Source organism: Burkholderia sp. HI2761, assembly GCF_002223355.1.
In the GTDB taxonomy this organism is placed as follows: domain Bacteria; phylum Pseudomonadota; class Gammaproteobacteria; order Burkholderiales; family Burkholderiaceae; genus Burkholderia.
This window is the reverse complement of record NZ_NKFN01000003.1, coordinates 160,756-187,577: the sequence shown is the minus strand read 5'-3', so window position 1 is coordinate 187,577 and position 26,822 is coordinate 160,756. Positions and strand designations below refer to the sequence as shown.

Sequence of the window (26,822 nt, the reverse complement as noted above, 5' to 3'; positions counted from 1 at the left end):
GCTTTTTTATTTGCCCGGCGCCCGTCCGCCCTTACGCGAGCGCGCCCAGCTCGCGCAGCCGCGCCTCGGTCGCCGCCGCGCTCGTATGATGAATGCCGTGCCAGCCGAGCGCCGTCGCAGCCTCGGCGTTCTTCGCGTTGTCGTCGATGAACACGAGCTCGTGCGGCGCGATGCCGGGCAGGTGCGGATCGATCCGCGCATGCATCTCGCGGTAGATCGCCGGATCGGGTTTCACGAGCTTCACGCGGCCCGACACGACGATGTCCTTGAACCGGCGCAGCACCGGGAAGTTGTCCCATGCGTACGGAAACGTCTGCGCGGACCAGTTCGTCAGCCCGAACAGCGGCATCCCCTGCGCCTCCAGCCGATCGACGAGGGCCGCGCCCTCTTCGAGCACGCCGCCGATCATCTCGTGCCAGCGCGCGTAGAACGCGCGGATCAGCGCTTCGTGCTCCGGAAACTTCGCGACGAGTTCGGCCGTGCCTTCCTCGATCGTCTGCCCACCGTCCTGACGGACCACCCAGTCCATCGCGCACACATGCGTGAGGAACCAGCGGCGCTCGCCCTCGTCGGGAATCAGTTCACGGTAAAGGTACTCGGGGCTCCAGTCGATCAGCACGCCGCCGAAATCGAACACGACTGCCTTGATCGTCATGCGAACTCCGCGGCGAGCACGTCGGCGAGCGGACGCGGCGTCACCGCGTTGCCCGACAGCGAATTGTTGTTCCAGATGAAGTGATGATGCGCGACGATCTGCGCCGCCGACAGGTGGGCGCGCTCGTTCGTCGTGTGCAGGTCGGACACGACGGTCGTCCGGTAGCCGAGCAGCGCGGCACGGCGCGCGGCCGAATCGACGCAGAACTCGGTCGCATAGCCGCAGATCAGCACCGAACGGATGCCGTGGCGATCGAGCTGCGCCGCGAGCGGCGTGTCGTGGAACGCGTCGCTCGCCTGCTTGCGCACGCGCCAGTCGTCGCGACCGACGACCAGCCCCACGTGCAGTTCCCAGCCTGGCGTGCCGGGCACGATGTCGTCGTCCGCGTCGCCGTCGTGCTGCACGAAGCACACCGGCGCGTTCGCCGCGCGCGCCGCCGCCGTCAACCGGTTGATGCCCGACACCACGTCGTCGAGCCGGTACGCGGGCCGCGCCCGCTCCACCAGCCCGCGCTGCATGTCGACCACGATCACCGCGGTGTTCGCCATTGCTTGCCCTCGCTGTCGTTGTCCGGCCGTCGTGCGACCGCTACCCGGCCGCTATCCGGCCATTACCGCGCGTTGCGTCAGATCGGCTGCGTGCGCGCATCGAGCCATGCCTTCGCGTCGCCGCTCAGGTGCCGGCCGACGCGCTCGCGCACCGTTGCGTGATACGTGTTCAGCCACGCGCGCTCTTCGTCGTGCAGCATCTCGATCAGCACGCAGCGCGTGTCGATCGGGCACAGCGTCAGCGTCTCGAACGCGAGGAAATCGCCGAATTCCGTCTCCCCGGCCGCACGGTTCACGACCAGGTTCTCGATCCGGATGCCCCACTGGCCCGGACGGTACACACCCGGCTCGATCGACGTGATCATCCCCTCTTCCATCGCCGTGTACGGCTCGGCCGGCGCGTAGTGCGAGATGACCTGCGGGCCTTCGTGCACGTTCAGGAAGTAACCGACGCCATGCCCGGTGCCGTGGCCGTAGTCGAGCCCGGCCGCCCACATCGGCGCACGCGCGATCGCGTCGAGCATCGGCGAGCGGATGCCGCGCGGGAAGCGGGCGCGCGACAGCGCCATCATCGACTTCAGCACGATCGTGAAATCGCGCCGCTGCAGGTCGCTGACGGTGCCGACCGGCACGACGCGCGTGATGTCGGTCGTGCCCGTCGTGTACTGGCCGCCCGAATCGATCAGCAGCAGCCCGTCGCCGGCGATCGTCGCGTGCGACTCGCGCGTCGCGTGGTAGTGCGGCATCGCGCCGTTCGCGTTGAAGCCGGCGATCGTCGCGAAGCTCGCCGACACATAGCCGGGGCGGCGGGCGCGCGCGGCCGTGAGCTTCTCCTCGATCGTCAGCTCGGTGATCGTCTCGCGATTGACGGCCTGTTCGAACCACGCGAAGAATTCCGCGAGCGCGGCGCCGTCGTGCTCCATCGTCACGCGCACGTGCTCGATCTCGGCGGACGTCTTGCGCGACTTCGCGAACGTCGACGGATTCACGGCCTCGACGAGCTTCACGCCGGCCGGCACGGCCTCGAGCGTGCCGAACGTCACGCGGCGCGGGTCGATCAGCAGCGTCGCGCCGTCGGGCAGCGCCGCGAGCGACGCACGCGCGGCGTCGTACGCGCGGACGTCGACGCCGTCCTGCGCGAGCGACGCGGCCAGCGCCGGGGGCACCTTGCCGTCGGCGACGAACAGCGTCGCGCGATCGGCGCCGATCATTGCGTGCGCAACGAACACCGGATTGAAATTGACGTCGGCGCCGCGCAGGTTGAACAGCCACGCGAGATCGTCGAGCGTCGACACGAAGTGCCATTGCGCGCCCTGCGCGTGCATCGCGCGGCGCACGTCGGCGAGCTTGCTGGCGCGCGTCGTGTCGGCCTGCGGCGCCACGTGCTCGAATACCGCGTCGCCGGGCAGCCCCGGCCGCTCGGGCCAGATCGCGTCGAGCAGGTCGACGTCGGTACGCAGCGCGATGCCGCGCGCGCTCAGCGCGGCCGTCAACCCGCGTGCGGCCGCGACGCCGAGCACGGCGCCGTCGACCCCGACCGTCGCGCCGGCCGCCACGTTGCGCGCGAGCCAGTCGACGTGCGGTGCGCTCTGCTGCCCGCCCGTCATCTTCATCAACTGCACGCCCGTGCCCGCCAGTTCGGCATCGGCCTGCACCCAGTAGCGGCTGTCGACCCACAGCCCCGCGAAATCCGCGGTCACGACCAGAGTGCCGACCGAGCCCGTGAAGCCGGACAGCCAGCGGCGCGCCTGCCAGCGTTCGGGCAGGTATTCGGACAGATGGGGATCGGCGGACGGCACGAGATAGGCGGCCAGATTCTCGCGGGCCATGGCGCCGCGCAGCAGCGCGAGACGGGCCGGCACCGGCGAGACTTCGGGGAGACGGGCATTCATGATTTCACCTGAGAGCATTCAGCGACGGGCCGACAGCGCGACCGTCACGGCTACGGCGAGGAACGCGACGCCGGTGCAGACCGGCCATTCGAGCGTCTCGCCATCGTAAAACAGTCCCGAGAGATTGCCGACCATGCGGGCGGCGGCCGCGCCCACGATGCCGACGAGCACCGCGATCCACCACGCCGGCCGGCCCGTGCGCCGCATCGGATGCAGCCAGCGGCCGAACAGCCCGACGGCCGCTCCCAGGACAAGGATTCCAAACCAGTTCATTCAACGCCTTCTATAAATTCAGATTCGTCCCATAGGCGTGAACGCTGCCAGCGGCTAGCATCGATTCATCCATCGAACCCGAGACCAGCCGGGCGCCGCGAACATTCGAGTGTAGGGGCCGACTCGACGTTATGGCAAGCGCACACCGGCTGCCGTATTGAAGAAATTCTCATGCGAATCGCTCTGATCGATCCGGAATCGCGTCATACCGCACTCCTGAACCGCCTGCTCTTCGCGGGCGGTCATGTGTGCCATGCGTTTCCGTCCAGCACCGCATTCTTCGAGTGGCTCGCCGCCGACAACACCTGCGACATGCTGGTCACCGGTCACTGGGCTGGTGACCAGCAGGCGCAGGAAGTCATTCCGCGCGCGCAGGCGGTTCTGCCCGGGCTGCCGGCCATCGCCGTGATGCAGTCGGCGCGCGAAAGCGAAATCGTGTCGTGCCTGCACGCCGGCGCCGACGATTGCCTCGTGCGTCCCGTGAGCGGGCCCGAGCTGCTCGCGCGTGTCAACGCACTGAGCCGGCGCGCCGGCGTACGGCGGCCACCCACCCGCTCGCGCGAAATGTATGGCGAATACGCGTTCGACGCCACGCATTGCCTCGTGCGTTTCGGCGACGCAATCGTTTCACTCACGCCGAAAGAGTTCCGTTTCGCACAATTGCTGTTCACGAACCTGTCGCGGCTCGTGTCGCGCGCGCATATTCTCGAAACGGTATGGGCGCGCCGCCGCGACATGAAGTCGCGCACGCTCGACACGCACGCGTCCCGGCTGCGCAGCAAATTGCAGCTGCTTCCGGAGCGCGGCTACCGGCTGTTGCCGCTCTACGGCTTCGGCTATCAGCTCGACCGCGTGCCGATCGAGCCCCCAAATTCGCGGCCGCGCCACGCCGATGCCCGGTATGCGGCGAGTGAGGAAATCGCCGAAACGCTATAATATGGGGCTAAACGATAGCCCTCGATATGCAACTCCTCACGATCGGAATCAACCACCACACTGCGCCTGTCGCCCTGCGCGAACGCGTGGCGTTTCCGCTCGAGCAAATCAAACCGGCTCTCGTCACGTTCAAGAACGTGTTTCTCGGCCCGCAGGCGCCCAATACGCCCGAAGCGGCGATCCTCTCCACCTGCAACCGCACCGAACTGTATTGCGCGACCGACGATCGCGCGGCCCGCGAAGGCGCGCTCCGCTGGTTGTCGGAGTATCACCGGATTCCGGTCGATGAGCTCGCGCCGCACGTCTATGCGCTGCCGCAGTCGGAAGCGGTCCGGCACGCGTTCCGCGTCGCCTCCGGCCTCGATTCGATGGTGCTCGGTGAAACCCAGATTCTGGGCCAGATGAAGGATGCCGTTCGCACCGCGACGGAAGCCGGCGCGCTCGGCACCTATCTGAACCAGTTGTTCCAGCGCACGTTCGCGGTCGCGAAGGAAGTACGCGGCACGACCGAAATCGGCGCGCAGTCGGTGTCGATGGCCGCCGCCGCGGTTCGCCTCGCGCAGCGGATCTTCGAGAAGGTGTCGGATCAGCGCGTGTTGTTCATCGGCGCCGGCGAAATGATCGAGCTGTGCGCGACGCACTTCGCCGCGCAAGGCCCGCGAGAACTCGTCGTCGCGAACCGCACGGCCGAACGCGGCCAGCGGCTCGCCGAACGCTTCAACGGCCGCGCGATGCCGCTGGCCGACCTGCCCACCCGCATGCACGAATTCGACATCATCGTGTCGTGCACCGCATCGACGTTGCCGATCATCGGCCTCGGCGCGGTCGAGCGCGCGGTGAAGGCGCGCCGCCACCGTCCGATCTTCATGGTCGACCTCGCGGTGCCGCGCGACATCGAGCCCGAAGTCGGCAAGCTGAAGGACGTGTTCCTCTACACCGTCGACGATCTCGGCGCGATCGTGCGCGAAGGCAACGCGTCGCGCCAGGCCGCGGTCGCCCAGGCCGAGGCGATCATCGAGACGCGCGTGCAGAATTTCATGCAATGGCTCGACACGCGCAGCGTCGTGCCGGTGATCCGTCACATGCATACGCAGGCCGACGCGCTGCGCCGGGCCGAAGTCGAGAAGGCGCAGAAGTTGCTCGCGCGCGGCGACGATCCGGCTGCCGTGCTCGAAGCGCTGTCGCAAGCGCTGACCAACAAGCTGATCCACGGCCCGACGAGCGCGCTCAACCGCGTCAACGGCGCCGATCGCGATTCGCTGATCGACCTGATGCGTGGCTTCTACCAGCACGCGCCGCGCTCGAACGACCCGTCCGGCCACTAGCGCCGGCCGCTCGCCCTGCCGCCGGCCGGTCGTTGTGCTGTCGCCGGCCTATCCTTTTCGAATACCCCTTGCCCGGGAGCGCCGCTCCACACCATGAAGACGAGCATGCAACGCAAGCTCGACCAGCTTTCCACCCGGCTGGCCGAACTCAACGACCTGCTGAGCCGCGAAAACGTCACGGCCGACCTCGACCAGTACCGCAAGCTCACACGCGAACATGCGGAACTCGGCCCGGTCGTCGAGCAATACGCGTTATGGCGCCAGTCGCGCAGCGACGAGACGGCCGCGCAGGAACTGCTCGCCGATCCGTCGATGCGCGATTTCGCGGAAGACGAAATCCGCAGCGCGCGCGAGGGCATGGCGCGCCTCGAGGTCGAGCTGCAGAAGATGCTGCTGCCGAAGGATCCGAACGACGACCGCAACATCTTCCTCGAAATCCGCGCGGGCGCGGGCGGCGACGAATCGGCGCTGTTCGCGGGGGACCTGCTGCGCATGTACCTGCGCTTCGCGGAACGCCAGCGCTGGCAGGTCGAGATGATGTCGGAGAGCGCGTCGGATCTCGGCGGCTATAAGGAAGTGATCGTGCGGATCGCGGGCCAGGGCGCGTATTCGCGCCTGAAGTTCGAATCGGGCGGCCATCGCGTGCAGCGCGTGCCGGCCACCGAGACGCAGGGGCGCATCCATACGTCCGCGTGCACGGTCGCCGTGATGCCGGAAGCCGACGAGATCGGCGAGGTCGAGATCAATCCGGCCGACCTGCGCATCGATACGTTCCGCGCGTCCGGCGCGGGCGGCCAGCACATCAACAAGACCGATTCGGCGGTGCGCGTCACGCACCTCCTGACCGGGATCGTCGTCGAATGCCAGGACGACCGCTCGCAGCACAAGAACAAGGATCGCGCGCTGAAGGTGCTCGCCGCGCGCATCAAGGACAAGCAGTATCACGAGCAGCATGCGAAGGAAGCCGCGACGCGCAAGAGCCTGATCGGCTCCGGCGACCGTTCCGAACGAATCCGCACGTACAACTTCCCGCAGGGCCGGATGACCGACCACCGGATCAACCTGACGCTGTATCGGCTCGAGGCGATCATGGACGGCGATCTCGACGAACTGATCGGCGCGCTCGTCACCGAGCACCAGGCCGAGTTGCTCGCGTCGCTCGGCGAAGCCGACTGAGGCCGCGATGTCCGACACCACCGCCGACGCGCTGCTGCGCGCATCGCCGCTCGACCCGGTCGATGCACGCGTGCTGCTCGCGCACGCGCTCGGCTGGAGCCGCACGCAACTGATTACGCGCGGCGACGCGCCGCTCGACGCCGCCGCGGTCGAACGCTACCGCGCGCTCGAAGCGCGGCGCGTCGCCGGCGAGCCCGTCGCGCAGCTGGTGGGGATGCGCGAGTTCTTCGGCCGCCCGTTCGATGTGACGCCCGACGTGCTGATCCCGCGCCCCGAAACCGAGCTGCTCGTCGAAGCCGCGCTCGAGGCGATCGACGGGCTGCCGCACGCGGCCGTGCTCGATCTCGGCACCGGCAGCGGCGCGATCGCCGTGTCGATCGCGGCCGAGCGTCCCGATGCGCGCGTGTGGGCGCTCGACCGTTCGCCGGACGCGCTCGCGGTCGCGCAACGCAATGCCGACAAGCTGCTCGGCGCGCCGCGCCCCGGCGGCCCGCTGCACTGGCTGCGGAGCGACTGGTACGCGGCACTCGATCCCGCGCTCGCGTTCGATACGATCGTCAGCAACCCGCCGTACATCGCGCAGCACGATCCGCACCTCGGGCAAGGCGACCTGCGTTTCGAGCCGCGCGGCGCACTCACCGACGATGCCGACGGCCTCAGCGCGATCCGTACGATCGTCGCGGGCGCCGGCGCCTATCTGAAACCGGGCGGCACGCTGTGGATCGAGCACGGCTACGACCAAGCCGAAGCCGTCCGCGCGATACTGGCGTCGCACGGCTTCGTCGCGGTCGAATCGCTCGCCGATCTCGCCGCCATCGAACGCACGACCGGCGGCCGCCTGCCCGGCTGATGTCCCGGCCCGCCCGGTTGAAATCCGCTATCATTTCGATCTAACGCCCCGCTAAAGCAAGGTCAGTCATGGACACCCAACAACGTATCAAGCAAATCGTCGACGAAAACCAGGTCGTGCTCTTCATGAAGGGCAACGCGCAATTCCCGATGTGCGGCTTCTCGGGCCGCGCCGTGCAGGTGCTGAAAGCCTGCGGCGTCGACCAGTTCAAGACGGTCAACGTGCTGGAAGACGACGAAATCCGCCAGGGCATCAAGGCATTCTCGAACTGGCCGACCATCCCGCAGCTCTACGTGAAGGGCGAATTCGTCGGCGGCTCGGACATCATGATGGAGATGTACCAGTCGGGCGAACTGCAGCAACTGTTCGCCGCCGCGTAACGTCCCCTTTCGATGGCATCTCCCAGCGCGCCGCCACGCCGGCTGATCGTCGCGATCACCGGCGCCACCGGCGCGATTTACGGCGTACGGCTGCTCGACCTGCTGCGCGCCGCCGGCGGCGTCGAAACGCACCTGCTGATTTCGAACGCCGGCTGGCTCAACATCCAGCATGAACTGAAGCTGCCGAAGGCCGATATCGAAAGCCGTGCGGACGTCGTGCATTCGGTGCGCGACGTCGGCGCGACGATCGCATCGGGCTCGTTCGCGACCGACGGCATGGTGATCGCGCCCTGCTCGATGAAGACGCTCGCGAGCGTCGCGCACGGGCTGTCCGACAATCTGATCACGCGCGCGGCCGACGTCACGCTGAAGGAACGCCGCCGTCTCGTGCTGATGGTGCGCGAAACGCCGTTCAACCTCGCGCATCTGCGCAACATGACCGCCGTCACCGAAATGGGCGGCATCGTCTTTCCGCCGCTGCCCGCGTTCTATGCGATGCCGAAGACGATCGAGGAACTCGTCGATCAGACCGTCACGCGCGTCCTCGACCTGTTCGCGCTCAGCGCGCCGCTCACGACGCCGTGGGCCGGCATCCGGCACGCGCAGTAACCGCGCCTCTTTTTCGCACATCTCCGCCGAATCGCGCTGCAATTCCTTCGATTTCCCACTTTCGGATGCGAATCGGTATTCGACTGCCTGCCGCCGCAGCGATTATCAACCAGCAAGCGCCAATCAAATTCCCGTTCACCGATTTATCAATGCACGGTGCACGCCTATAGTCACAGGCAAACCCTTTTGCAGGTCATCCCCATGAACCGCTTGCCTTCGCTGTACCTGTCCCACGGCGCCCCGACGCTGCCGATCGACCCGGCGCTGCCGTCCGGCGCATTCGCGCACCTCGGCGCCGAATTGCCGCGCCCGCGCGCGGTGCTGATGCTGTCCGCGCACTGGGGCACGCAACAGCCAGTCGCGAGCGTCGCCGCGCATCCGGACACGATTCACGACTTCTACGGTTTCCCGCAGGCGCTGTACGACATCCGCTATCCGGCGCCCGGCGCACCCGACGTTGCCGAGCGCGCGGCCGCGCTGCTGAACGCAGCCGGCATCGCGACCGCGACGACCGAACACGGCCTCGATCACGGCGCGTGGGTGCCGATGCTGCTGATGTTTCCGGAAGCCGACGTGCCGGTCGCGCAACTGTCGATCCAGCCGCGCGCGGACGCCGCGCATCACTTCGCGCTCGGCCGCGCGCTGCGGCCGCTGCGCGACGACGGCGTGATGGTGATCGGCTCGGGGCAGATCACGCATAACCTGCGCGCCGCCGATTTCGGCGCGGCGCCCGAGGATGCGGATCCGCGCGTCGCGGAATTCACGGACTGGTTCGAGGCGAAACTTGCGGCACGCGACGTCGACGCGCTGCTCGACTACCGTCGGCAGGCGCCGCACGCGGCGCTGATGCATCCGACCGACGAGCACCTGCTGCCGGTCTTCACGGCGCTCGGCGCGGCGGACGACGACTACCGGCTCGGCATCCAGTCGCTCGGCACCTACCAGCGCGTGCTCGCGATGACGAACTACGTGTTCGCGAGCGCCGGCGCCTGATCCGCGGCGCAACCGCCCGCCCAGCAAAAAGCCCGCCCGAGCATCGCTCGGGCGGGCTTTTGTCACTGCATCCTGCCGCCGCCGAATCCGGCGACAGGTCAGCCGTCAGACACCGACCCCTTCGAGGATCTCGTCGTGCGACTCGCGCTCGTCGAGATACTGGGTCCGGTAACCGGTATTCACGCCCCAGAAGTAGAACACCAGCGCGATTGCCGCGACGACCAGCATGTCCCAGCCGTACGGCAGCACGCCGTGACCGCCGAATTCCTTGCTGCCGATCAGCGACAGCACGGCCATCGTCGGCAGGTACGCGACCAGCCACCATGCGGCCTTCAGGTCGGCGCCCCAGCCGGTCCAGCCCGACTTCGCCTGGAAGAAGAAGTACACCGGCAGCGCGACGATCATCAGCAGGATGATTTCGCCCGTCAGCGGCCACTTCGCCCAGTACAGGATCAGCGATGCGCACACGAACGCGAACGGTGCGATCAGCTTCATCAGCGGAATCGACAGCGGACGCTCGATGTCGGTCGCCGCACGGCGCAGCGCCATCAGGCTGATCGGGCCGGTCAGGTACGAGATCACCGTCGCGACCGAGATCACCGCCGCGAGCGAGCTCCAGCCGCGGAAGAAGAACAGGAAGACGAACGACACGAGCAGGTTGAACCACATCGCCTGGCGCGGCACGCCGTAGATCGGGTGCACGTTGCCGAACATCTTCGGCATCGTGTTGTTGCGCTCCATCGCGTAGATCATGCGGGTGGTCGTCGCCATGTAGGTCGTACCGGTGCCGCTCGGGCTGATGAACGCGTCGACATACAGCAGGATCGCGAGCCAGTTCAGGTTCAGCGCGATCGCGAGTTCCGCGAACGGCGACGAGAAGTTGAAGTGCGCCCAGCCCTTCGCGACGTCGGCCGGATTCACCGAACCGATATACGCCATTTGCAACAGCACGTAGATCACGAGCGCGAGCAGGATCGACGTGATCACCGCGAACGGCACGCTGCGCGACGGGTTGCGCGCTTCGCCGGCCAGGTTCACCGGGCTCTGGAAGCCGTTGAACGCGAACACGATGCCGCTCGTCGCGACCGCGGTCAGCACGGCCGACCAGCCGTACGGCGCGAAGCTCGTATTCGACGCGGTGCCGAGGTTCTCCGAGTGGAAGCTCGTCAGCATCAGGCCGAGGATCGTCAAGCCGGGGATCAGGAACTTGAAGATCGTGATCGCGGTGTTCGCCCGCGCGAAGGCCTTGACGCCCCAGTAGTTCAGCATGAAGTAGATGACGACCAGCACGGCCGACAGCAGCAGGCCGAGGGTCTGCAATTCTCCGTTCACGAACAGTGCATGCGCCCACGGATACGGCCACGTGCTCATGTACTGGATCGACGCTTCGGCCTCGATCGGGATCACGGATACGATCGCGATCCAGTTGGCCCATGCGCTGATGAAGCCCACCAGCGAACCGTGCGAGTAGCGCGCGTAGCGCACCATGCCGCCCGACTCGGGAAACATCGCGCCCAGTTCCGCATACGTCAGCGCAATCGCGAGAATCACGACCGCGCCGATGATCCATGCGCAGATCGCCGCCGGACCGGCGATCTTCGCGGCCTTCCAGGCACCGAACAGCCAGCCCGAGCCGATAATCGAACCCAGCCCCGTCAGCATCAATGCAAACGGGCCGATGTTCCGTTGAATAGAACTCTTCACATCCTCTCCTGTGTCTCAAAAAGCATGGTCGGCCTGCGGTCCGGGATCGGCTCGGACAGCACCGCGCACGCATTCTTGGGGGGGAGGGTCACTCGATCGGGGCAACCCGTCCACGCGGCGCGTAGTTTAACGGTTGCACCTCGAACGTGGCGCCAAAATCGATCAGCCCCTACAAAAAATTCGCATGGCTTGCAAGCTTTGTAAACCTGATCTCCGCAATAACCCTGAGAGCACGGGAATACGGTTGACCATCAGACGGATTAGCCGTATAAAGGACTTCGCAGGATTTCAAGTGGCGAGTGAATTGGTTCTTTCGTAGTTCGCCCATCAACGGTACTCCGGTTGGTCCTATTACCCCTTCCTTGATTTTCCGCACACCATGGGCTTCGGCCCCGTTTTATCTTTTTAGGAACAAGTAACATGGCAACCGGTACCGTCAAGTGGTTCAATGACGCAAAGGGCTTCGGCTTCATCACCCCGGAAGGCGGCGGCGACGATCTGTTCGCGCACTTCTCGGAAATCCGCGTCGAAGGCTTCAAGACGCTGCAAGAAAACCAGAAGGTTGAATTCGAAGTGAAGACGGGCCCGAAGGGTCTGCAAGCTGCGAACATCCGTCCGGTCTAAGCTTGGCGCGATCATTCGTGTAAAAAAGCCCCGCTTCGGCGGGGCTTTTTGTTTATGGGCGCCGGTCGTCCGGCATGGTGAAAGATATCCGCCCCGCCATTCAGCCGAATAGTCGCTGCGCGTGAATGCCGAGCCCCGTCGCGACACTCGCGAGGCGGTCGCCGAACACCGGCTGCGCATCCGGGAACGCGCCGGCGAGCGCGCCCGACAGGAACCCGAGCCCCGTCGAACCGCCGGTGAAATACAGCGCACCGACCTCGCGCGGCGCGACGCCCGCGAGCCGCACCGTCTCGCGCGCGGCGTCGACGATGCGCGCGGTATCGTCCCGACTCGCGTCGACGAGGCGATCCGCGTCGAACGCGATCAGCAGATCTTCTTCCACGTCGTTCAGGTCGATCATCGTCTCCCCGCCCGCCGCGACGCCGATCTTCGCTTCTTCCGCGCGCGCCATCAGCGCGTGCCCGAGCCGCTGCTCGACCACGCTCGTCAGCCGGTCGTACTGCCGCACATCCTGGTACAGGTGCTTCATCAGCTTCAGCTCGCCGACCCGCTTCGGCGTGTAGACGGTGTTGATCAGGTGCCAGGTCGCGAGATCGAAGTAGATCTTGTTCGGCAGCTCGCGCCCTTCCGGGTCGAGCGAACGGTAGCCGAATGCGGGCAGGATCGCCGCCAGCTCGACACGCCGGTCGTAGTCGGTGCCCGCGACGTGCACGCCGTGGTGCGCGAGCACGTCGTCCTTGCGCTCGAGCCGCGCCATCCGCTCCGGGCCGACGCGCACCAGCGAGAAGTCGGACGTGCCGCCGCCGATGTCGGCGACGAGCACCAGACGCTCGGCCGGCTGGCGCGATTCGTAGTCGAACGCGGCGGCGATCGGTTCGTACTGGAAGTGCACGTCCGCGAAGCCGACCGATCGCGCGGCCGCCTCGAGCTGATCCTGGGCGAGGCGGTCGGCGCGCGGATCGTCGTCGACGAAGAACACCGGCCGGCCGAGCACCGCGCGGCCGATCGGCGCGCCCGCGCGCGCTTCGGCCTTGCGCTTCAGGTGCGTCAGGAAGCGCGCGATGATTTCGGTGTACGCGATCGCACTGCCGTCGCCCAGGTCGGTCGTCGTTTCCGCGAGCGGCGAGCCGAGAATGCTCTTCATCGAGCGCATCAGCCGGCCGTCGAAACCGTCGATATAGGAGGCCAGCGCCGCCCGGCCGTATTCGACCGTCTCTTCGTCGTTGTTGAAGAAGATCGCGGTGGGCAGCGTCAGGTGGTCGCCCTCGACGGGCGCGAGGCGCATGCCATCGCCGTCGGGCAGCGCCACGGCGGAATTGGACGTGCCGAAATCGATCGCGCAGTAAGTCATGGGAAATTGCCGCAGCAGGCCGGCGCGAAAACGGAAAGGACCGGCTTTTTAACATGAAGCCCGCGGGATCACAACCGGGGCCGGCCACCAGCGCCGCGCAACGGGCGCCGGCGGCAACGGCGCGCGGCGTGGCGCACCGGGAACATGCGCGGACAGGACGCGCGACGCAGCCTGCCCGCCCGCGGGGTCAGGCCGCCGCGTCGAAGCTCTTCTTCCACGCACCCGCGTAGACGACTTCGCCGATCGCATGGCGCGTACGCGGCGCCTTCTCGCGATCGCGCAGCACGGGATCGAGCTTGTCGACGTTGCCGTAGTGGCCGAGCGAGATGATCGACGCGATCGCGACGTCCGCCGGAATCGCGAACGCGTCGCGGAACGCCTTCGCGTCGAACCCGCTCATCTGGTGCGCGGCGAGGCCGAGCGCGTGCGCCTGCAGCACCAGCGACATCGCGGCGGCGCCGGCGTCGTACAGCGCGGTCGGCGCCGGCTCGCCCTTCGGCGTCAACGTGTGCGCGGTGACCGCGATCAGCACCGGCGCCGGCGCATTCCAGCCCTGGTTGAACGGCACCAGCGTCGCGAACGCGCGCTTGAACGCGTCTTCGTCCTGGGCGCGTTCGAATACGATGAAACGCCACGGCTGCGCGTTGTACGCGGACGGCGCCCAGCGCGCCGCTTCGAGCACCGCGTGGAGATCGCCGGCGCTGACGGGTTCGTCCGAATACGCGCGCGGGCTCCAGCGGCCCGCGATCAGATCGTGAATCGAAACAGTGGTGGGAGCAGGTTTGACGGACATGCGGTTCCTCGCTGACATCGATGAAGGGGCGCGAACGCCCGGCGAACCGCAAGCATACCCGCTTGAGCGATTGCGCGCCCGATCCCGCCGCGCCATGCAAATCTCCTGGTGTGCAATGGCCGGCCGCAGCCTGTACGGCCGGCCGGGCCGCCGCGATCAGGCTGCCTGCGCGGCCGCGCGCGACGGTCCGCGGTTGATCCGCAGCACGATCAGCGCCCCGACGATGCACAAGCCGCCCGAGATCATCGACGCAATCGTATAGGTGCCGAGGCTCGCCCGCAGCAGCCCCGCGCCGAGCGCCGCGAACGCCGCGCCGAGCTGGTGGCCGGCGACGATCCAGCCGAACACGACCGGCGCCGCGGCCTTGCCGAACACGTCGGTCGCGAGCCGTACGGTGGGCGGCACGGTCGCGATCCAGTCGAGCCCGTAGAACATCGCGAACAGCGGCAGCCCGAAGAAGTCGATCCCGAACGCATGCGGCAGGTAGATCAGCGACAGCCCGCGCAGCCCGTAATACCAGAACAGCAGCACGCGGTTGTCGTAACGGTCGGACAGCCACCCCGACAGCGTCGTGCCGAAGAGGTCGAACACGCCCATCGCCGCGAGCAGCGACGCGCCCTGCACTTCGGTCATCCCGTAGTCGCTGCACATCGCGATCAGGTGCGTGCCGACATAGCCGTTGGTGCTCGCGCCGCAGATGAAGAAGCTGAAGAACAGCAGCCAGAAGTCGCGAGAGCGGCTCGCCATCAGCAGCGTGCGGAACGCGACCGCGAGCGGGTTCTCCTTCGTCGCATCGGGCGCGGACGGCGCATCGGCCGGCTCGCCGTACGGGCGCAACTGCACGTCGGCCGGCCGCTCGGGCAGCAGGAACGCGACGAGCGGAATCACGATCGCGGCCGCCACCGCAACGACCAGCACGACCGGCCGCCAGCCGTGGCGCTGCGCGATCGCCGCGAGCATCGGCAGGAACACGAGCTGGCCGGTGGCCGTGCTCGCGGTCAGGATCCCCATCACGAGGCCGCGCCGCGCATGGAACCAGCGCGTGACGAAGGTCGCGGACAGCGTCAGCGCGACGACGCCCGTCGAGCTGCCGACCATCAGGCCCCAGATCGCCACCATCTGCCAGCTCTGCGTCATCATCGACGACAGCGCGACGCCCGCGCTCATCGTCACGAGCGCGGTGAGGATCGTCGGCCGCAGCCCGAAGCGCTGCATCGCGGCGGCCGCGAACGGGCCCGTCAGGCCGTACAGCGCGATGTTCACCGAAATCGCCAGCGAAATCGCCGCCCGGCTCCAGCCGAGCTCGCGTTCGAGCGGCACCATCAGCACGCTCGGCGTCGCGCGTGTGCCGGCCGCCGCCAGCAGGATCAGGAATACCACCGCCGCCGCGAGCCATCCGTAATGGAAGCGCCCGCCGATTCGTGTCACTGCCCAGTTCATCTTCGCGTTCTCCAGTTGGCGGCTCCGGCGCCATCGCGCCTGCCCCGCCCCGCCAGGCCACCTCCGCCGCACACCGCATCGGCTGACCCGGGCCGATGCTTGGCATTTTCCGTCGATCCGGCCGGCATTGTTACCGGTCGGTCACAAGTGTGTTGCGATCGTAGTTACCAGTCGGTAACATGTCAAGCAATTCACCACGTAGTCGAGGGTCATCATGTCGGGCATCGAGGTCGCCAAACCGCTGGCGCGGCGCACGCGCCGGCAAATCGACGGCGCCACCGCGCAGGAGCACCTGCTGCGTGCCGCCGAGGAGCTGTTTTACAGGGAAGGCGTGCGAGCGGTCGGCGTCGAGGCCGTGGTGGAACGCGCGGGCGTCAACAAGATGAGCCTGTATCGCCAGTTCTCGTCGAAGGACGAGCTGATCCTCGCGTATCTGGAACGGATGGACGCGTGCTTCTTCGAGCGGCTCGACACGAGCGCCGCGAAGCATCCGGGGCAGCCGAAGGCGCAGTTGATCCAGTACTTCGTCGATCTCGCCGAGCGTGCGACGCAAAAGGACTATCGCGGCTGCCCGTTCGTCAACGTCGCCGCCGAATTCCCGGATGCGTCGCACCCGGCGCGCGAACGCGTCGCGCAGAACAAGGAGCAGTTGATGAAACGGCTCGTCGCGCTTTGCGAAGGCGCCGGTGCGCGACAGCCGAAGGCGCTGGCCGATGCGCTCGCGCTGGTGGTCGAAGGCATCTACGCGGCGAGCCAGACCTACCGGCACGGCGAAACGCCGATCGGCATTGCGCCCGCGCTCGTCACGCAGTTGATCGAAGCGGCCTGCGCGTGACGGGTCGCGCGCGTTCGTCCCCGGCGCGCCCGCTACAATGCCGCCCTTTTCGCCTTTTTCGCCCTCTTCGCCCTTTTTGCCCTTCCGCCCGACTGGTATCACGATGACCGACACCCGCCCCGACTCGCACGACGACATCCTCGCCGCCACGCGGCACTGGCTCGCGCGCGCGGTGATCGGGCTCAACCTATGCCCGTTCGCGAAAAGCGTCTACGTGAAGGAACAGGTGCGCTACGCGATCAGCGAAGCGACGACGCTGGAGGACGCGCTCGCCGAACTCGAAACCGAGCTGCGTGCACTGGAAGCGGCGGACCCGCAACAGGTCGATACGACACTCGTGATCTACCCGCGCGCGTTCGCCGATTTCGTCGACTACAACGATGCGCTGTTCTTTGCCGAGCGGCTCGTGCGGCAATTGCGGCTCGACGGCGTGCTGCAGATCGCGAGCTTCCATCCGCACTACCAATTCGAAGGCACCGAACCCGACGACATCGAGAACTACACGAACCGCGCACCCTATCCGATCCTGCACCTGCTGCGCGAGGACAGCATCGCGCGCGCGGTCGACGCGTTCCCGGACGCGTCCGCGATCTACGAAAAGAATCAGGAAACCCTACGCCGCCTCGGCCACGAAGGCTGGCGCGAATGGATGCGCCGGCCGGGCGACGACGTGTGACACGGCGTGCAACGGGGCGGCGCGGACGCCATGCCCGCGCCGCCCACGCGCTCGCGCGTCAGCCTTCGGCCGGCTCGACGATGTCGTCGCCCGCGGCGGCGGCTTGCGCGACGAAGAAGCGCTCGTTCAGTTCGGCGAGCCCGAACATTCCGAGGATCTCGTTCAGCCGCTCGCCGGGCTTGCGGCGCGGCAGGTTCTTGTACTGCGCGATGATCAGCTCGTTCTTCATCGAATGCTCCCAGCCGACCAGCTCGGTCACGCTGACCTGGTAGCCGTGCGCCTCGAGCTGCAGGCAGCGCAGCACGTTGGTGATCTGGCTGCCGAATTCGCGCGTATGCAGCGGATGGCGCCACACCTCGGTCAGCGCATTCGCGAGCGACTTGCCCTTGTTCCTGCGCAGCACGCCCGCGACTTCCGCCTGGCAGCACGGCACCAGCACGATGTGCTGCGCGCGCTTCGCGAGCGCGAAGCGGATTGCGTCGTCGGTCGCCGTGTCGCACGCGTGCAGCGCGGTGACGACGTCGACCGTTTCGGGCAGTTGCGGCGACGCGATCGAATCGGCGACCGACAGGTTCAGGAACGACATGCCGCCGAACCCGAGCCGCGCGGCAAGCTCGGTCGAACGCGTGACGAGCTCCTCGCGCGTCTCGATGCCGTACACGTGCGACGCGAACGCCGGCGTGCCGTGCCCCGGCTGCTGCTTGAAGAACAGGTCGTACAGGATGAAGCCGAGATACGACTTGCCGGCGCCGTGATCGACGAGCGTCACCTGACCCTTGTCGGCCTGCACGCCGGCGAGCAGCGGCTCGATGAACTGGAACAGGTGATACACCTGCTTCAGCTTGCGGCGGCTGTCCTGGTTCAGCTTCCCGTCGCGGGTGAGGATGTGCAGTTCCTTCAGCAGCTCGACGGACTGCTCCGGACGGATTTCATGGGTTTTGTTCGACATCGTGAAGCGCCGCCGGGCCACGGTCTGTCGACCACGGCCCGGCGGCGGGAATTCGTGAGGAATGGCGGTAGTTTACCGAAAATACGCGGTCAGGCCCGGGCGCCGAGCCGCCACAGCGACGTGACCTCGGCGCGACGCGCCGCATGCAGCGGATCGTCGGCGTCCGTCGACTTCGGATGCGCGGGGCGGATGTCGTCGCGGCCGAGCACGACGAGGCCGGCTTCGTCGATCCACTGCAGCAAGGTTTCGCGCGGCCGCAGGCCGAGATGCTCGGCGAAATCGGACAGGATCAGCCAGCCCTCGCCGCCCGGCTCCAGATGCGCGGCCAGCCCTGCGAGGAAACTGCGCAGCATGCGGCTGTCCGGGTCGTAGACCGCGTATTCGATCGGCGCGCTCGGCCGGGCCGGCACCCACGGCGGGTTGCAGACCACGAGCGGCGCGCGGCCGGGAGGAAACAGGTCGGCCTCGACGATATCGACCTGGCCCGCGTGCCCGAGCCGCGCGACGTTCTCACGCGCGCAAGCCAGCGCGCGCGGATCCTGGTCGGTCGCGACGATGCGCTCGACGCCGCGCGACGCGAGCACCGCCGCCAGCACGCCGGTGCCCGTGCCGATATCGAACGCGAGCGACGTCGCCGGCAGCGGCGCACGCGCGACGAGCTCCACGTATTCGCCGCGCACCGGCGAGAACACGCCGTAGTGCGGATGGATCGGCGCGCCGCCGAGCGCCGGGATCGGCACGCCCTTCTTGCGCCATTCATGCGCGCCGACGAGGCCGAGCAATTCGCGCAGCGACACGACCGACGGCGCGCCGCCGGGGCCGTACGCCTCCTCGCAGGCCGCACGCACGTCGGGCGCGCGGCGCAGCGGGATCGTGTAATCGGCGTCGAGCGGGATCAGCAGCATGCCGAGCGTGCGGGCGCGCTGCGATTGCGCGAGACGATGCAGGTTGAATGCATCGACGCCGGCCGCGGCTTTCGCCTTCTTCGGCTTGCGTTCGACACGGCGCGCCATCGCCTGCACGAGCTGGCGCGCATTCTGGAAGTCGCCCTGCCAGACGAGCGCGGTGCCTTCGCAGGCGAGGCGGTAGGCTGCGTCGGCGGTGAGACGGTCGTCGGCGGGCACCGCGCGCTTCGGCGGTGGCACGCCGGCTTCGGAGCGCCAGCGCACGGCATGATCGACGCCGTCGGCGTCGGTCCAGTGGAAAACGGGGGAATCGGTCACGCGAACTCGGTACGGTTGGCTTCAACGGCGGCGAGAATTCGCCGCGCGGACCACACCATACCGCGCTTTGCCCGACCCGGCAAAACGAGCGCCGCGACGGCCGCCCGCAAGCGTTCGTCGCGGCGCAACCGTCGATCAGACGAGATCGAAGGTTTCCGCAACGGGCGCATCGCGCTTGACGGCCGCGATGCCGTTCTCGCGCGCCTGCACGCTGCTGTACGTCTCGCTCGTGCCGATGACCTGGTGGTTGGCCGCCTTCAGATTGAACATCGGCTCCCCGTTGTGGGCGAGCTTGCGCTCGTAACGCTCATCGAGCGGCGCATTTTCCCGCACGGACGCAATCCCGTTTCTCGCGCCGCTTTTCTCCTCGTACCGCTCGCTCGCGAGGATGATCTCGCCGTTCGCCGACTTCAGGTGGAAGTAGTACTGACCGTTCGTGGCCTTCTTGAGCTCGAATTTTGCCGCCATGGATTTCCCCTAAAAGAATGTCCGACCCTCGGACATCGCCAAGTGTAAGGGGGCACGTCGACGAAAGTCGACATTCCACGGAGATAGGCGTTAAAGACTGTTAAATAGTAAATATTTCGACGCATTTAGCCGATGTTGAATTTCGATCGGACGATCTAGCCGCCCCACCCCGGCAGGGTCGGCAGACGCAGCGTGCCCGCGTCGCTGAAGTGCACGGTGCCCAGCACGCTGCCGGCGAGCCGGCCGCGCAGCGCATACGGCAGCTCGCCGTTCGCGGCCGCGCCGGGCAGGTTCCACGCCTGCCGCGCGGCCGCGAAGGCCGATACCGAAACCGGCACGTCGAGCACGGCCTCGCCGAACCGCGGCACGGTGCCCGCCCGATCGCTGACGCCGCTCGCGAACGGCGTGCCGTTCAGGTCGAGCGCGACCGAGATGCCGTCGTAGTCGATCGGCGCATCGTTCGGGTTCTGCACGCGCAACTTCAGGCTGAAGCGCATCTCGAGGCCCTGCCCGACGAGCGGGTCGAGCCCGGCGACCGACACGCGCACCGGCTCGCGCGTGAGCCCCGCGCAACCACCCAGCACGAACACGGCAGCGAACAGCAGCAGCACGACGCGCAGCGGCGCGATACGGAACAGGGCTCGTGGCATGGGACAGTCTCCTCGCGGCAATCGGTGAACGGGATCGTCGATGCATTGTACCGACCGTGCCGCCCTTCACCGGATTTCGTAGTTTTCGCGGCGGCGCAAGATTGTTAATAGATTAAAACTACGAAATCGCCAGCTAAACGGAAAGCGCATTAATGACTTTCAGCATTCAATGAAGCGCTCGGAATTCAATAGATGCTCTTTCTAAATTTTTCGTTTCCTTTACCCAAAACCATCAAGTATATTTACGCATCCTTGGAGCAAGCCGACAAACCTTGAAGCCGCATGACGGCGAATTTACGGGATGGCGACACGCTGTCCTTCCGTCCTGCGGACTGGCCCGGCCAGCCCCGTAGGTCGTCGGTTCAAAGGGATTGCGCGCCCGCGCCGGGCGTGCGGCCCCGTGTCGTGCGCGCGAAATCAATTCAGTACAACACGCGTGCGGCCATTTTGAACCGGCCAGTTAACCGACATCCGGAAATTCAGAGGGGGCAGTAAACCATGATTACCTTCACGTAGTCGGCCGCCGTCTTTTCGAATAATCCGTCATTGGCATTTTTTCGCTGTTGATTAAACGGCGAGGGGATTGCTTTTGCCGGCGTTTTCGCAGCACTGAACGATTCTTTCAACAATCGAGGATTCAGTCATGTCGATTCATATTCGCAAGATGCGTTATCTGCCGCTCGTCGCCGCACTCGCGCTCGCCGGGTGCGGCGGCGACGACGGCGGTGCGGGCTCCGCTTCCGCGCTCAGCTCCGCCGGCGCGCCGCACACGGGCTCGTCGCCCGCCGTCACCGCGCCGCCGAGCGCATCGAACGTCGACAAGAGCGTCCCGCCTGTCGAACTGCCGGACACCGTGGTGCCCGTGAACTACCGGCTGTGGTTCCGCCCGAACGAAGCGCTGAACGCGTTCGACGGCCGCGCCGACGTCGAGATCAAGGTGCTGAAGCCGGTCAACAACATCGTGATCGCCGGCCACCGGATCAAGTTCACCAACGGCCGCATCACGCTGCAGCCGGGCAACATCCAGCTGATCGCGACGCCGCAGGACAAGGGCGACTTCTATCAGTTGCGCCCCGTCGCCGGCACGATCGCGCCGGGCAACTATTCGCTGCACATGGAGTGGTCGGGCATCATCAACTTCAAGTCGTACGACGATCCGGCCACGCAAACGGGCGGCAGCTGCGGCGACGATCCGTATCCGGGCTGCTCGGCCGCGGAAGGCGTGTTTCGCGTCGACCTGAAGGGCACCGACGGCAAGACGAGCGGCGCGATCCTGACGCAGGGCGAAACCAACCTGTCGCGCCAGTGGTTCCCGGGCTGGGACGAGCCGGCGTTCCGCCCGACCTATGAAGTGACGGCCGAAGTGCCGCAAAGCTGGCGCGTCGTGTCGAACGCGGCCGAGAAGCCGTCGACCAACGTCGGCGGCGGCTACAAGCTCGTGCAGTTCGAGAAGACCCCGCCGATGCCGTCGTACCTGCTGTTCTTCGGCGGCGGCATGTTCGACACCTACGAGGACGACTTCACGAGCCCGCTGCCGGGCGGCAAGGGCGGCCTGCACCTGCGCGTGTTCACGCCGCCGGGCATGAGCGAGTGGGCGAAGCCGGCGATGGACCGCACCAAGCAGGCGCTCGACTTCTACTACCGCTACACGGGTATCGCGCTGCCGCTCACGAAGTTCGACACGGTGGCCGCGAACGACGCGTTCAAGGAGCAGAAGGACCTGAACTTCGGCGGGATGGAGAACTGGGGCTCGATCCTCGAGTTCGCCGACGACATCCTGCCGCAGCCGGGCCAGCCGATGTCGCACTACGGCAACGAAGTGCTGACGCACGAAGTGGCGCACCAGTGGTTCGGCGATCTCGTGACGACCGACTGGTGGGACAACGTGTGGCTCAACGAATCGTTCGCGACGTTCTTCGAGACGAAGACCACGATCCAGTTCTTCCCCGACGAGTTCAGCTGGCTCGACCAGGTGAAGAACAAGTACCGCGTCATCAATCGTGACATCGGCCCGAACGCGTTCCCGGTCGCGCCGAACTTCAACGACTGGGCGTCGAACGACTTCGTGCTGAGCGCCAGCGCGTTCACGTACGACAAGGGCGGCCACGTGCTGAAGACGCTCGAGAACTATCTCGGCGAGCAGACCCTGCGCAAGGGGCTTCAGCAGTACCTCGTCGACTACTCGTTCGGCAACGGGACGCCGAAGCGTCTGTGGGATGCGCTGTCGAAGGAAAGCGGCCAGGCGGTCGGCCCGATCGGCGACAGCTACGTGCGTCAGACCGGCGTGCCGCTGATCTCGCTCGACACGCAGTGCGACATGACGAAGAACCAGACGGTCGTCACGCTGAAACAGCAGCCGTTCCCGAACAAGAACGCGTATCCGGGCCTGCAGTGGACGGTGCCGATCACGCTCGCGTACGGCCAGGGGCTCGCGAAACACACGACGCTCGCGCTGAAGGATACGCAGGCGCAGACGCGGATCGACGGCTGCACGGGCGTGGTCGCCGACCCGAGCGGTCTCGACTACTACGTCGTGAACTACAGCGACGCGGCCTGGAGCGGGCTGCTCACGCAGGTCAACGGCTCGACCGATCCGGTGCTGCTGGCGAACCTGAAGAGCGAAGCGGCGCTGCTCGTCGCGAACAACCTCGCGCCGGCCTCGCGCTCGACGTCGATCGGCTCGGTCGCTTCGCCGGCCGCGATGAAGCTGCGCCAGACGCCGACCTTCGGCGGCATCGAACCGGTGACGAAGGAACGCCCGGCACGGCAATACCAGGGCATCTTCAAGCCGCGCAAGGTAGTGACGCAGTAACGGTGCGGATCCGGCCGACGCCGCGCCACCCGCGGCGCCGGCCGGCGTACCGGTTTCTCCGACCTGTTGACGGGCCTCGCACGCGAGGCCCTTTTTTCATGCCGTCCGGCGCGGGCGCGGGCGCGAAACGCGCTGCCGCGTCGATGCGATGCTCGAATGCCGCGCTAGCGATCGTCACGGCGCCGGAACGCCCACCACGCGGCCAGCGCGGTGAAACCCGCGACGAGCAGCACCATCAGCCAGAAGCCGTGCTTGTTCTCCGAGAACGGCACGCCGCCGACGTTCATCCCGAAGAAGCCCGCGACGATGTTGATCGGCAGCGCGATCACGGTGACGAGCGTCAGCGTGAACAGCGTCCGGTTGTTCTGCTCGTCCAGGCGCGAGCCGATCTCTTCCTGCAGCAGCTTGATGCGCTCGTTGAGTCCCGACAGATCGGCGAGCACCAGCGAGAATTCCTCGGTCGACTCGCGCAGTTCCTGCACGTCTTCCGTGTGCAGCCACGCGGGCGGCTTCGCGAGCAGCCGGAAGATCGACCCGGGCTCCGGCGCGAGCATGCGCTGCAGGCGCGTCAGCGTGCGGCGCATCGCGCCGAGGTCGATGCGGCTCGACGTGAGCCGCTGCGACAGGAAGCGATCCTCGATGCGGTCGACATCGACGCTCGTGCGCCGCATGATCTGGATCAGCAGGTCGGCCTGGTCGCGCAGCAGGTGCACGAGCAGTTCCGCGGGCGAGCGGAATTGCTCGCCGTCGCGCACGCACGCGCGCAGCGTGTCGACCGAGCGCAGCGGCTTGAGCCGCGCGGTCACCATGATGCGCCGCTCGACGTGGACGAACAGCGTCGCGATCTCCGACGGCGTGAGCTCGAGATTGAACATCACGTCGTTGACGACCGCGCGCAACGCGCCGTCCTCCTGCTCGATGCGCGTCGAGCGCGAGCCTTCGTGCAGGAATTCGAAGAAGCTGTCGGGCAGCCCGAGATGCGTACGCATCCAGCGCTCGCTCGCGCCATGCGCAAGATTGAAATGCAGCCAGACGAAATCGCCCGACGCGGCCGCGCCGTGCTCGCGGCACGTGCGCAACCACGCGGCGGCCGCGTCGGCATCGAGCATCGCGCCGGCGCCGCCCGGAACGAAGCGGAATCCGCACACCATGCCGGACGTATCGGCGCCGTAAGTCTGTACGATCAGATCCATCGTGTCGAAGGTCGTGCGGCGCGCGGCACGCCGCACATCGCGGGTCGCGGGCCCGCGCCGGGAAAAGATAGGAAACGTATGCCCGACGGGCGTGACGCGCTCGTGACAGTGTCACGCGGCATCCTACCGGCAGCCGCTCCTTGCCCCGAAAACAACGCGCCGCCCATTGGGCGGCGCTGACGGGAAAGACATCGCGGCGTGCGCGGCACGCGTTACTGCCGCGTCTCCGACTGCGCGGCGCTCGGGCACGCGGGATCCTTGCCCCAGTGGCCGTCGCACACGCGCCAGCGGCACAGCTGATCCTCGAAGAAACCGCGCTCCGAACACTCCTTCACGCGCGACGCCAGCGAGCCGCCGGTCGCCGCCGCCGTCTTGGTCGGCACGGCCTGCCCCTTCTGCGCGGCGAGTTTCTTGTCGGCCGGCTTCGTGCGCGCGACGAGCGCGGCGAGCAGATCGGCATCCGGATCGTCCTTGCCGCCCGCCTTCGCGGTTCGGGTCGGCGTCGCGTCGCGGCGCTTCTTCGCCTGCGCGAGCTCGGCCTGCTGTTCCTTGCGATGCTTGCGGGCTTCGGCCTTCGTGTCGGCCTTCGTGTCGGCCTTCGCCTCTTTCGTGTCGGTTTTGCCGTGCGCGGCGACCTTCGTGCTCTTCGACGCGTCGGCCTTCGCCGTCTTGGCCGTCGCCACCGCGGCGGCCGCCGTTGCGGCTGCGCCGGCCGTGGCCGCGCCCGATGCGTCGTCGGCGCCGTTGGCAAGCGCGCGCGACAGGCGGCTGTTGTCCGCGGCAGACGCGGCCGAAGCCGATGCAACGGCCTGGGACGCCGAATCGTCGTTGACGATCGTGGCCGGTTGCACGGCCGACGCGGCGGATGCGCCGTTCTGCGCGACCTGTACGGCGGCGCCGCTGGCCGGTGCGGCCTTGTCCGGCGCGGCCGCCGCGGGTGCGGGCGCAGCCGCGACGACCGCGGGCCGTTCGCCCGACGACTGCTGCATGCGCCACGCGCCCCAGCCGCCGACGGCCACGACCAACGCCACCACGGCGGCGATCGGCGCCTTCAGCGAACGGCGCGGCGGCTCGGCGGGCGGCGTGACACGCCCTTCCAGATCCGCGAGAATGCGCGACTGCCGAGGTCCTCCCTCGCCTGCCGGTTTAGTATCGGACAGCAGGCTGGGCGGAGTTTTCGAATTTGAATTTTCCGGCGCACTCATTCAGCGTCTCATTGAATCCTGGTTTAATTCACCGCGATAATATAGCCCGGCCTCTCGAAGCAGCCTGATTCTAAGAGCAAGCATTGCAAAACACAATCAATTCCAATTTCCGGGGATTTCGTTGATAGCCGTCGCACTCGTCGCCTATTTCGCCCTTGCCGTCGCCGTCGCGGCACTGTTGCTTTTACCGGGTATCCGCGCGACCGTTTTTGAATCCGTCGCCCAGTTTCACGGCCGCCTTACGCGTCGTGCGAACGATCGCGCCGCGCGCACGCGGAGTCAGATTGTTAAATCGGCAAGCGCGACGCGCGGCGCATTAAGCGATGTGCAAAATTTACTGGTTCGGCGGCGCTTGATGATTATGGTATCGGCAGGTATTCTTGCGACGCCGCCATTGGTCGCCATTGCGTTACGCGGCCGGCAATTGTTCCAGTACGACGACACGGCGCGCGTGCCCGACGAGAAAATCGCCGCGTTGCTGCAGGGCGAGCAACTCGTGCCGCCCCCGCCGCTGCCGCCGGAAGTCTTCGCCACCAAGGAAGTCGAACAGGTCCGCCCGGCGCTGAAGGATGCGAGCCGCGACTGGAACCTGCTGGACCCGGATTTCCGTACGCGTTTGCTGCTGGTCTACAAGATCATGCACGAACAGCACGGTTATGAAATGGCGTTGCTGGAAGGTTACCGGAGCCCGGAACGGCAGAACCGGCTGGCACAGATGGGCAGCAACGTGACCAACGCGGCAGCCTTCCAGAGTTATCACCAATTCGGGCTGGCGGCCGATAACGCATTCCTGCGCGACGGCAAGCTGGTCATTTCCGAGAAAGATCCGTGGGCGATGCGCGGCTACCAGTTGTACGGCCAGGTCGCCGAGCAAGTCGGCCTGACCTGGGGCGGCCGATGGAAAATGATGGATCTCGGGCACGTGGAATACCATAAACCCGGTTTTAAACTGGGACGCGGCAGCTAGCCAGGGCTGCCGGACAAGAAATAATGAGGGCGGCATGGGGCTTTTTAATCACCCGGCAGGAAACGATCTGGGCGGCGCAAACAATCGGGCATTCCGGTGCGCGATTTTTTCCGGCCGCCGCTTCCGTTTTAAATCTCACAGCGTCCTTTCGTTAATGCGCGCGCCTTCTCCGATGCCGCGAGCGCGTTGATGCCAGCCTCCTCCTTCATCCCGTTTGACAGCATGGCGACACATCGCGGCGCCACCCTTGCCGCTCGGCGCGCCTGCGTCGCCTCACCGAATCGCACCGGAACCT

At 66.9% G+C, this 26,822-nt stretch carries 26 protein-coding genes; 12 read left to right on the top strand and 14 right to left on the bottom strand.

The features are described from left to right. Positions 1 to 31: 31 nt before the first annotated feature. The 4 genes from CFB46_RS06370 to CFB46_RS06355 all read right to left on the bottom strand — a co-directional run bounded on the left by CFB46_RS06370 (position 32) and on the right by CFB46_RS06355 (position 3,368). The gene (locus CFB46_RS06370; RefSeq protein WP_027783419.1) at positions 32 to 655 is read right to left on the bottom strand and encodes an HAD family hydrolase; all 624 of its coding nucleotides are present in this window, start codon (positions 653 to 655) and stop codon (positions 32 to 34) included. Next, positions 652 to 1,203, bottom strand: a complete 552-nt coding sequence (locus tag CFB46_RS06365; RefSeq protein WP_089499544.1) for a cysteine hydrolase family protein — start codon at positions 1,201 to 1,203, stop codon at positions 652 to 654. The genes CFB46_RS06370 and CFB46_RS06365 overlap by 4 nt, the downstream gene beginning before the upstream one ends. A 77-nt stretch (positions 1,204 to 1,280) precedes the next feature. After that, positions 1,281 to 3,095, bottom strand: coding sequence for an aminopeptidase P family protein (locus tag CFB46_RS06360; RefSeq protein WP_089499543.1), 1,815 nt, complete (start codon positions 3,093 to 3,095; stop codon positions 1,281 to 1,283). 18 nt (positions 3,096 to 3,113) lie between these two features. Next, complete coding sequence (locus CFB46_RS06355) at positions 3,114 to 3,368, bottom strand: hypothetical protein (protein WP_006477062.1); 255 nt, start codon at positions 3,366 to 3,368, stop codon at positions 3,114 to 3,116. Positions 3,369 to 3,539: 171 nt separating this feature from the next. Here CFB46_RS06355 and CFB46_RS06350 point away from each other — a divergent pair, with 171 nt between their 5' ends. The 7 genes from CFB46_RS06350 (at position 3,540) to CFB46_RS06320 (ending at position 9,637) form a co-directional block, all read left to right on the top strand. Then, complete coding sequence (locus CFB46_RS06350; RefSeq protein ID WP_089499542.1) at positions 3,540 to 4,304, top strand: response regulator transcription factor; 765 nt, start codon at positions 3,540 to 3,542, stop codon at positions 4,302 to 4,304. Positions 4,305 to 4,330: 26 nt separating this feature from the next. Continuing rightward, on the top strand, positions 4,331 to 5,629 hold the full coding sequence (gene hemA / locus CFB46_RS06345) for a glutamyl-tRNA reductase (RefSeq protein WP_027783415.1): 1,299 nt from the start codon (positions 4,331 to 4,333) through the stop codon (positions 5,627 to 5,629). A gap of 93 nt (positions 5,630 to 5,722) precedes the next feature. Further along, positions 5,723 to 6,805, top strand: coding sequence for a peptide chain release factor 1 (gene prfA / locus CFB46_RS06340; RefSeq protein ID WP_089499541.1), 1,083 nt, complete (start codon positions 5,723 to 5,725; stop codon positions 6,803 to 6,805). Between the two features lie 7 nt (positions 6,806 to 6,812). After that, a complete protein-coding gene (gene prmC / locus CFB46_RS06335) occupies positions 6,813 to 7,655 on the top strand; it encodes a peptide chain release factor N(5)-glutamine methyltransferase (protein WP_089499540.1) in 843 nt (280 codons plus the stop codon). Between the two features lie 68 nt (positions 7,656 to 7,723). Continuing rightward, the gene (gene grxD / locus CFB46_RS06330; protein ID WP_027783412.1) at positions 7,724 to 8,035 is read left to right on the top strand and encodes a Grx4 family monothiol glutaredoxin; all 312 of its coding nucleotides are present in this window, start codon (positions 7,724 to 7,726) and stop codon (positions 8,033 to 8,035) included. Positions 8,036 to 8,047: 12 nt separating this feature from the next. Next, positions 8,048 to 8,644 (top strand): UbiX family flavin prenyltransferase, encoded by a 597-nt coding sequence (locus tag CFB46_RS06325; RefSeq protein ID WP_089499539.1) that lies wholly within the window; start codon positions 8,048 to 8,050, stop codon positions 8,642 to 8,644. A 201-nt stretch (positions 8,645 to 8,845) separates the two neighbouring features. After that, positions 8,846 to 9,637: a DODA-type extradiol aromatic ring-opening family dioxygenase gene (locus CFB46_RS06320; RefSeq protein WP_089499538.1), complete on the top strand. Its 792-nt coding sequence runs from the start codon at positions 8,846 to 8,848 to the stop codon at positions 9,635 to 9,637. Positions 9,638 to 9,742: 105 nt separating this feature from the next. On the opposite strand, the gene CFB46_RS06315 is transcribed toward CFB46_RS06320, so the two are convergent. Then, a complete protein-coding gene (locus CFB46_RS06315; protein WP_027783409.1) occupies positions 9,743 to 11,341 on the bottom strand; it encodes an APC family permease in 1,599 nt (532 codons plus the stop codon). A gap of 420 nt (positions 11,342 to 11,761) precedes the next feature. Between CFB46_RS06315 and CFB46_RS06305 the strand changes: the two genes are divergently transcribed. Further along, entirely contained in the window at positions 11,762 to 11,965 is a 204-nt protein-coding gene (locus CFB46_RS06305) for a cold-shock protein (protein ID WP_006477070.1), read from the top strand. 100 nt (positions 11,966 to 12,065) lie between these two features. Here the strand turns inward: CFB46_RS06305 and CFB46_RS06300 are convergent, their stop codons facing one another. The 3 genes from CFB46_RS06300 to CFB46_RS06290 all read right to left on the bottom strand — a co-directional run bounded on the left by CFB46_RS06300 (position 12,066) and on the right by CFB46_RS06290 (position 15,549). Next, positions 12,066 to 13,316 carry an Hsp70 family protein gene (locus CFB46_RS06300; protein WP_089499537.1) on the bottom strand — a complete coding sequence of 417 codons (1,251 nt, stop codon included), beginning with the start codon at positions 13,314 to 13,316 and terminating at the stop codon, positions 12,066 to 12,068. A 187-nt stretch (positions 13,317 to 13,503) separates the two neighbouring features. Beyond that, positions 13,504 to 14,109: a nitroreductase family protein gene (locus CFB46_RS06295; RefSeq protein ID WP_089499536.1), complete on the bottom strand. Its 606-nt coding sequence runs from the start codon at positions 14,107 to 14,109 to the stop codon at positions 13,504 to 13,506. Between the two features lie 156 nt (positions 14,110 to 14,265). Beyond that, entirely contained in the window at positions 14,266 to 15,549 is a 1,284-nt protein-coding gene (locus tag CFB46_RS06290; RefSeq protein ID WP_089499535.1) for an MFS transporter, read from the bottom strand. A gap of 214 nt (positions 15,550 to 15,763) precedes the next feature. On the opposite strand from CFB46_RS06290, the gene CFB46_RS06285 reads away from it, so the two are divergent. Continuing rightward, the gene (locus CFB46_RS06285) at positions 15,764 to 16,384 is read left to right on the top strand and encodes a TetR/AcrR family transcriptional regulator (protein WP_027783405.1); all 621 of its coding nucleotides are present in this window, start codon (positions 15,764 to 15,766) and stop codon (positions 16,382 to 16,384) included. Between the two features lie 103 nt (positions 16,385 to 16,487). Then, positions 16,488 to 17,060, top strand: coding sequence for a DUF1415 domain-containing protein (locus CFB46_RS06280; protein WP_089499534.1), 573 nt, complete (start codon positions 16,488 to 16,490; stop codon positions 17,058 to 17,060). A 58-nt stretch (positions 17,061 to 17,118) separates the two neighbouring features. On the opposite strand, the gene CFB46_RS06275 is transcribed toward CFB46_RS06280, so the two are convergent. The 4 genes from CFB46_RS06275 to CFB46_RS06260 all read right to left on the bottom strand — a co-directional run bounded on the left by CFB46_RS06275 (position 17,119) and on the right by CFB46_RS06260 (position 20,350). Beyond that, positions 17,119 to 18,009, bottom strand: coding sequence for a class I SAM-dependent methyltransferase (locus tag CFB46_RS06275; RefSeq protein ID WP_089499533.1), 891 nt, complete (start codon positions 18,007 to 18,009; stop codon positions 17,119 to 17,121). An 89-nt stretch (positions 18,010 to 18,098) separates the two neighbouring features. Further along, entirely contained in the window at positions 18,099 to 19,232 is a 1,134-nt protein-coding gene (locus CFB46_RS06270) for a methyltransferase (RefSeq protein ID WP_089499532.1), read from the bottom strand. A gap of 135 nt (positions 19,233 to 19,367) precedes the next feature. Next, positions 19,368 to 19,700, bottom strand: a complete 333-nt coding sequence (locus CFB46_RS06265; RefSeq protein ID WP_089499531.1) for a YegP family protein — start codon at positions 19,698 to 19,700, stop codon at positions 19,368 to 19,370. Between the two features lie 155 nt (positions 19,701 to 19,855). Then, on the bottom strand, positions 19,856 to 20,350 hold the full coding sequence (locus CFB46_RS06260) for an LEA type 2 family protein (protein WP_089499530.1): 495 nt from the start codon (positions 20,348 to 20,350) through the stop codon (positions 19,856 to 19,858). Positions 20,351 to 20,993: 643 nt separating this feature from the next. Between CFB46_RS06260 and CFB46_RS06250 the strand changes: the two genes are divergently transcribed. After that, positions 20,994 to 23,162, top strand: coding sequence for a M1 family metallopeptidase (locus CFB46_RS06250; protein ID WP_089499529.1), 2,169 nt, complete (start codon positions 20,994 to 20,996; stop codon positions 23,160 to 23,162). A gap of 164 nt (positions 23,163 to 23,326) precedes the next feature. On the opposite strand, the gene CFB46_RS06245 is transcribed toward CFB46_RS06250, so the two are convergent. Both CFB46_RS06245 and CFB46_RS06240 read right to left on the bottom strand, forming a co-directional pair. Beyond that, positions 23,327 to 24,355, bottom strand: coding sequence for a transporter (locus CFB46_RS06245; RefSeq protein WP_089499563.1), 1,029 nt, complete (start codon positions 24,353 to 24,355; stop codon positions 23,327 to 23,329). Between the two features lie 212 nt (positions 24,356 to 24,567). Continuing rightward, positions 24,568 to 25,560, bottom strand: a complete 993-nt coding sequence (locus tag CFB46_RS06240) for a phage tail protein (protein ID WP_089499528.1) — start codon at positions 25,558 to 25,560, stop codon at positions 24,568 to 24,570. A 121-nt stretch (positions 25,561 to 25,681) separates the two neighbouring features. Between CFB46_RS06240 and CFB46_RS06235 the strand changes: the two genes are divergently transcribed. Beyond that, a complete protein-coding gene (locus CFB46_RS06235) occupies positions 25,682 to 26,527 on the top strand; it encodes a M15 family metallopeptidase (RefSeq protein WP_027783396.1) in 846 nt (281 codons plus the stop codon). Positions 26,528 to 26,822: the final 295 nt, after the last annotated feature.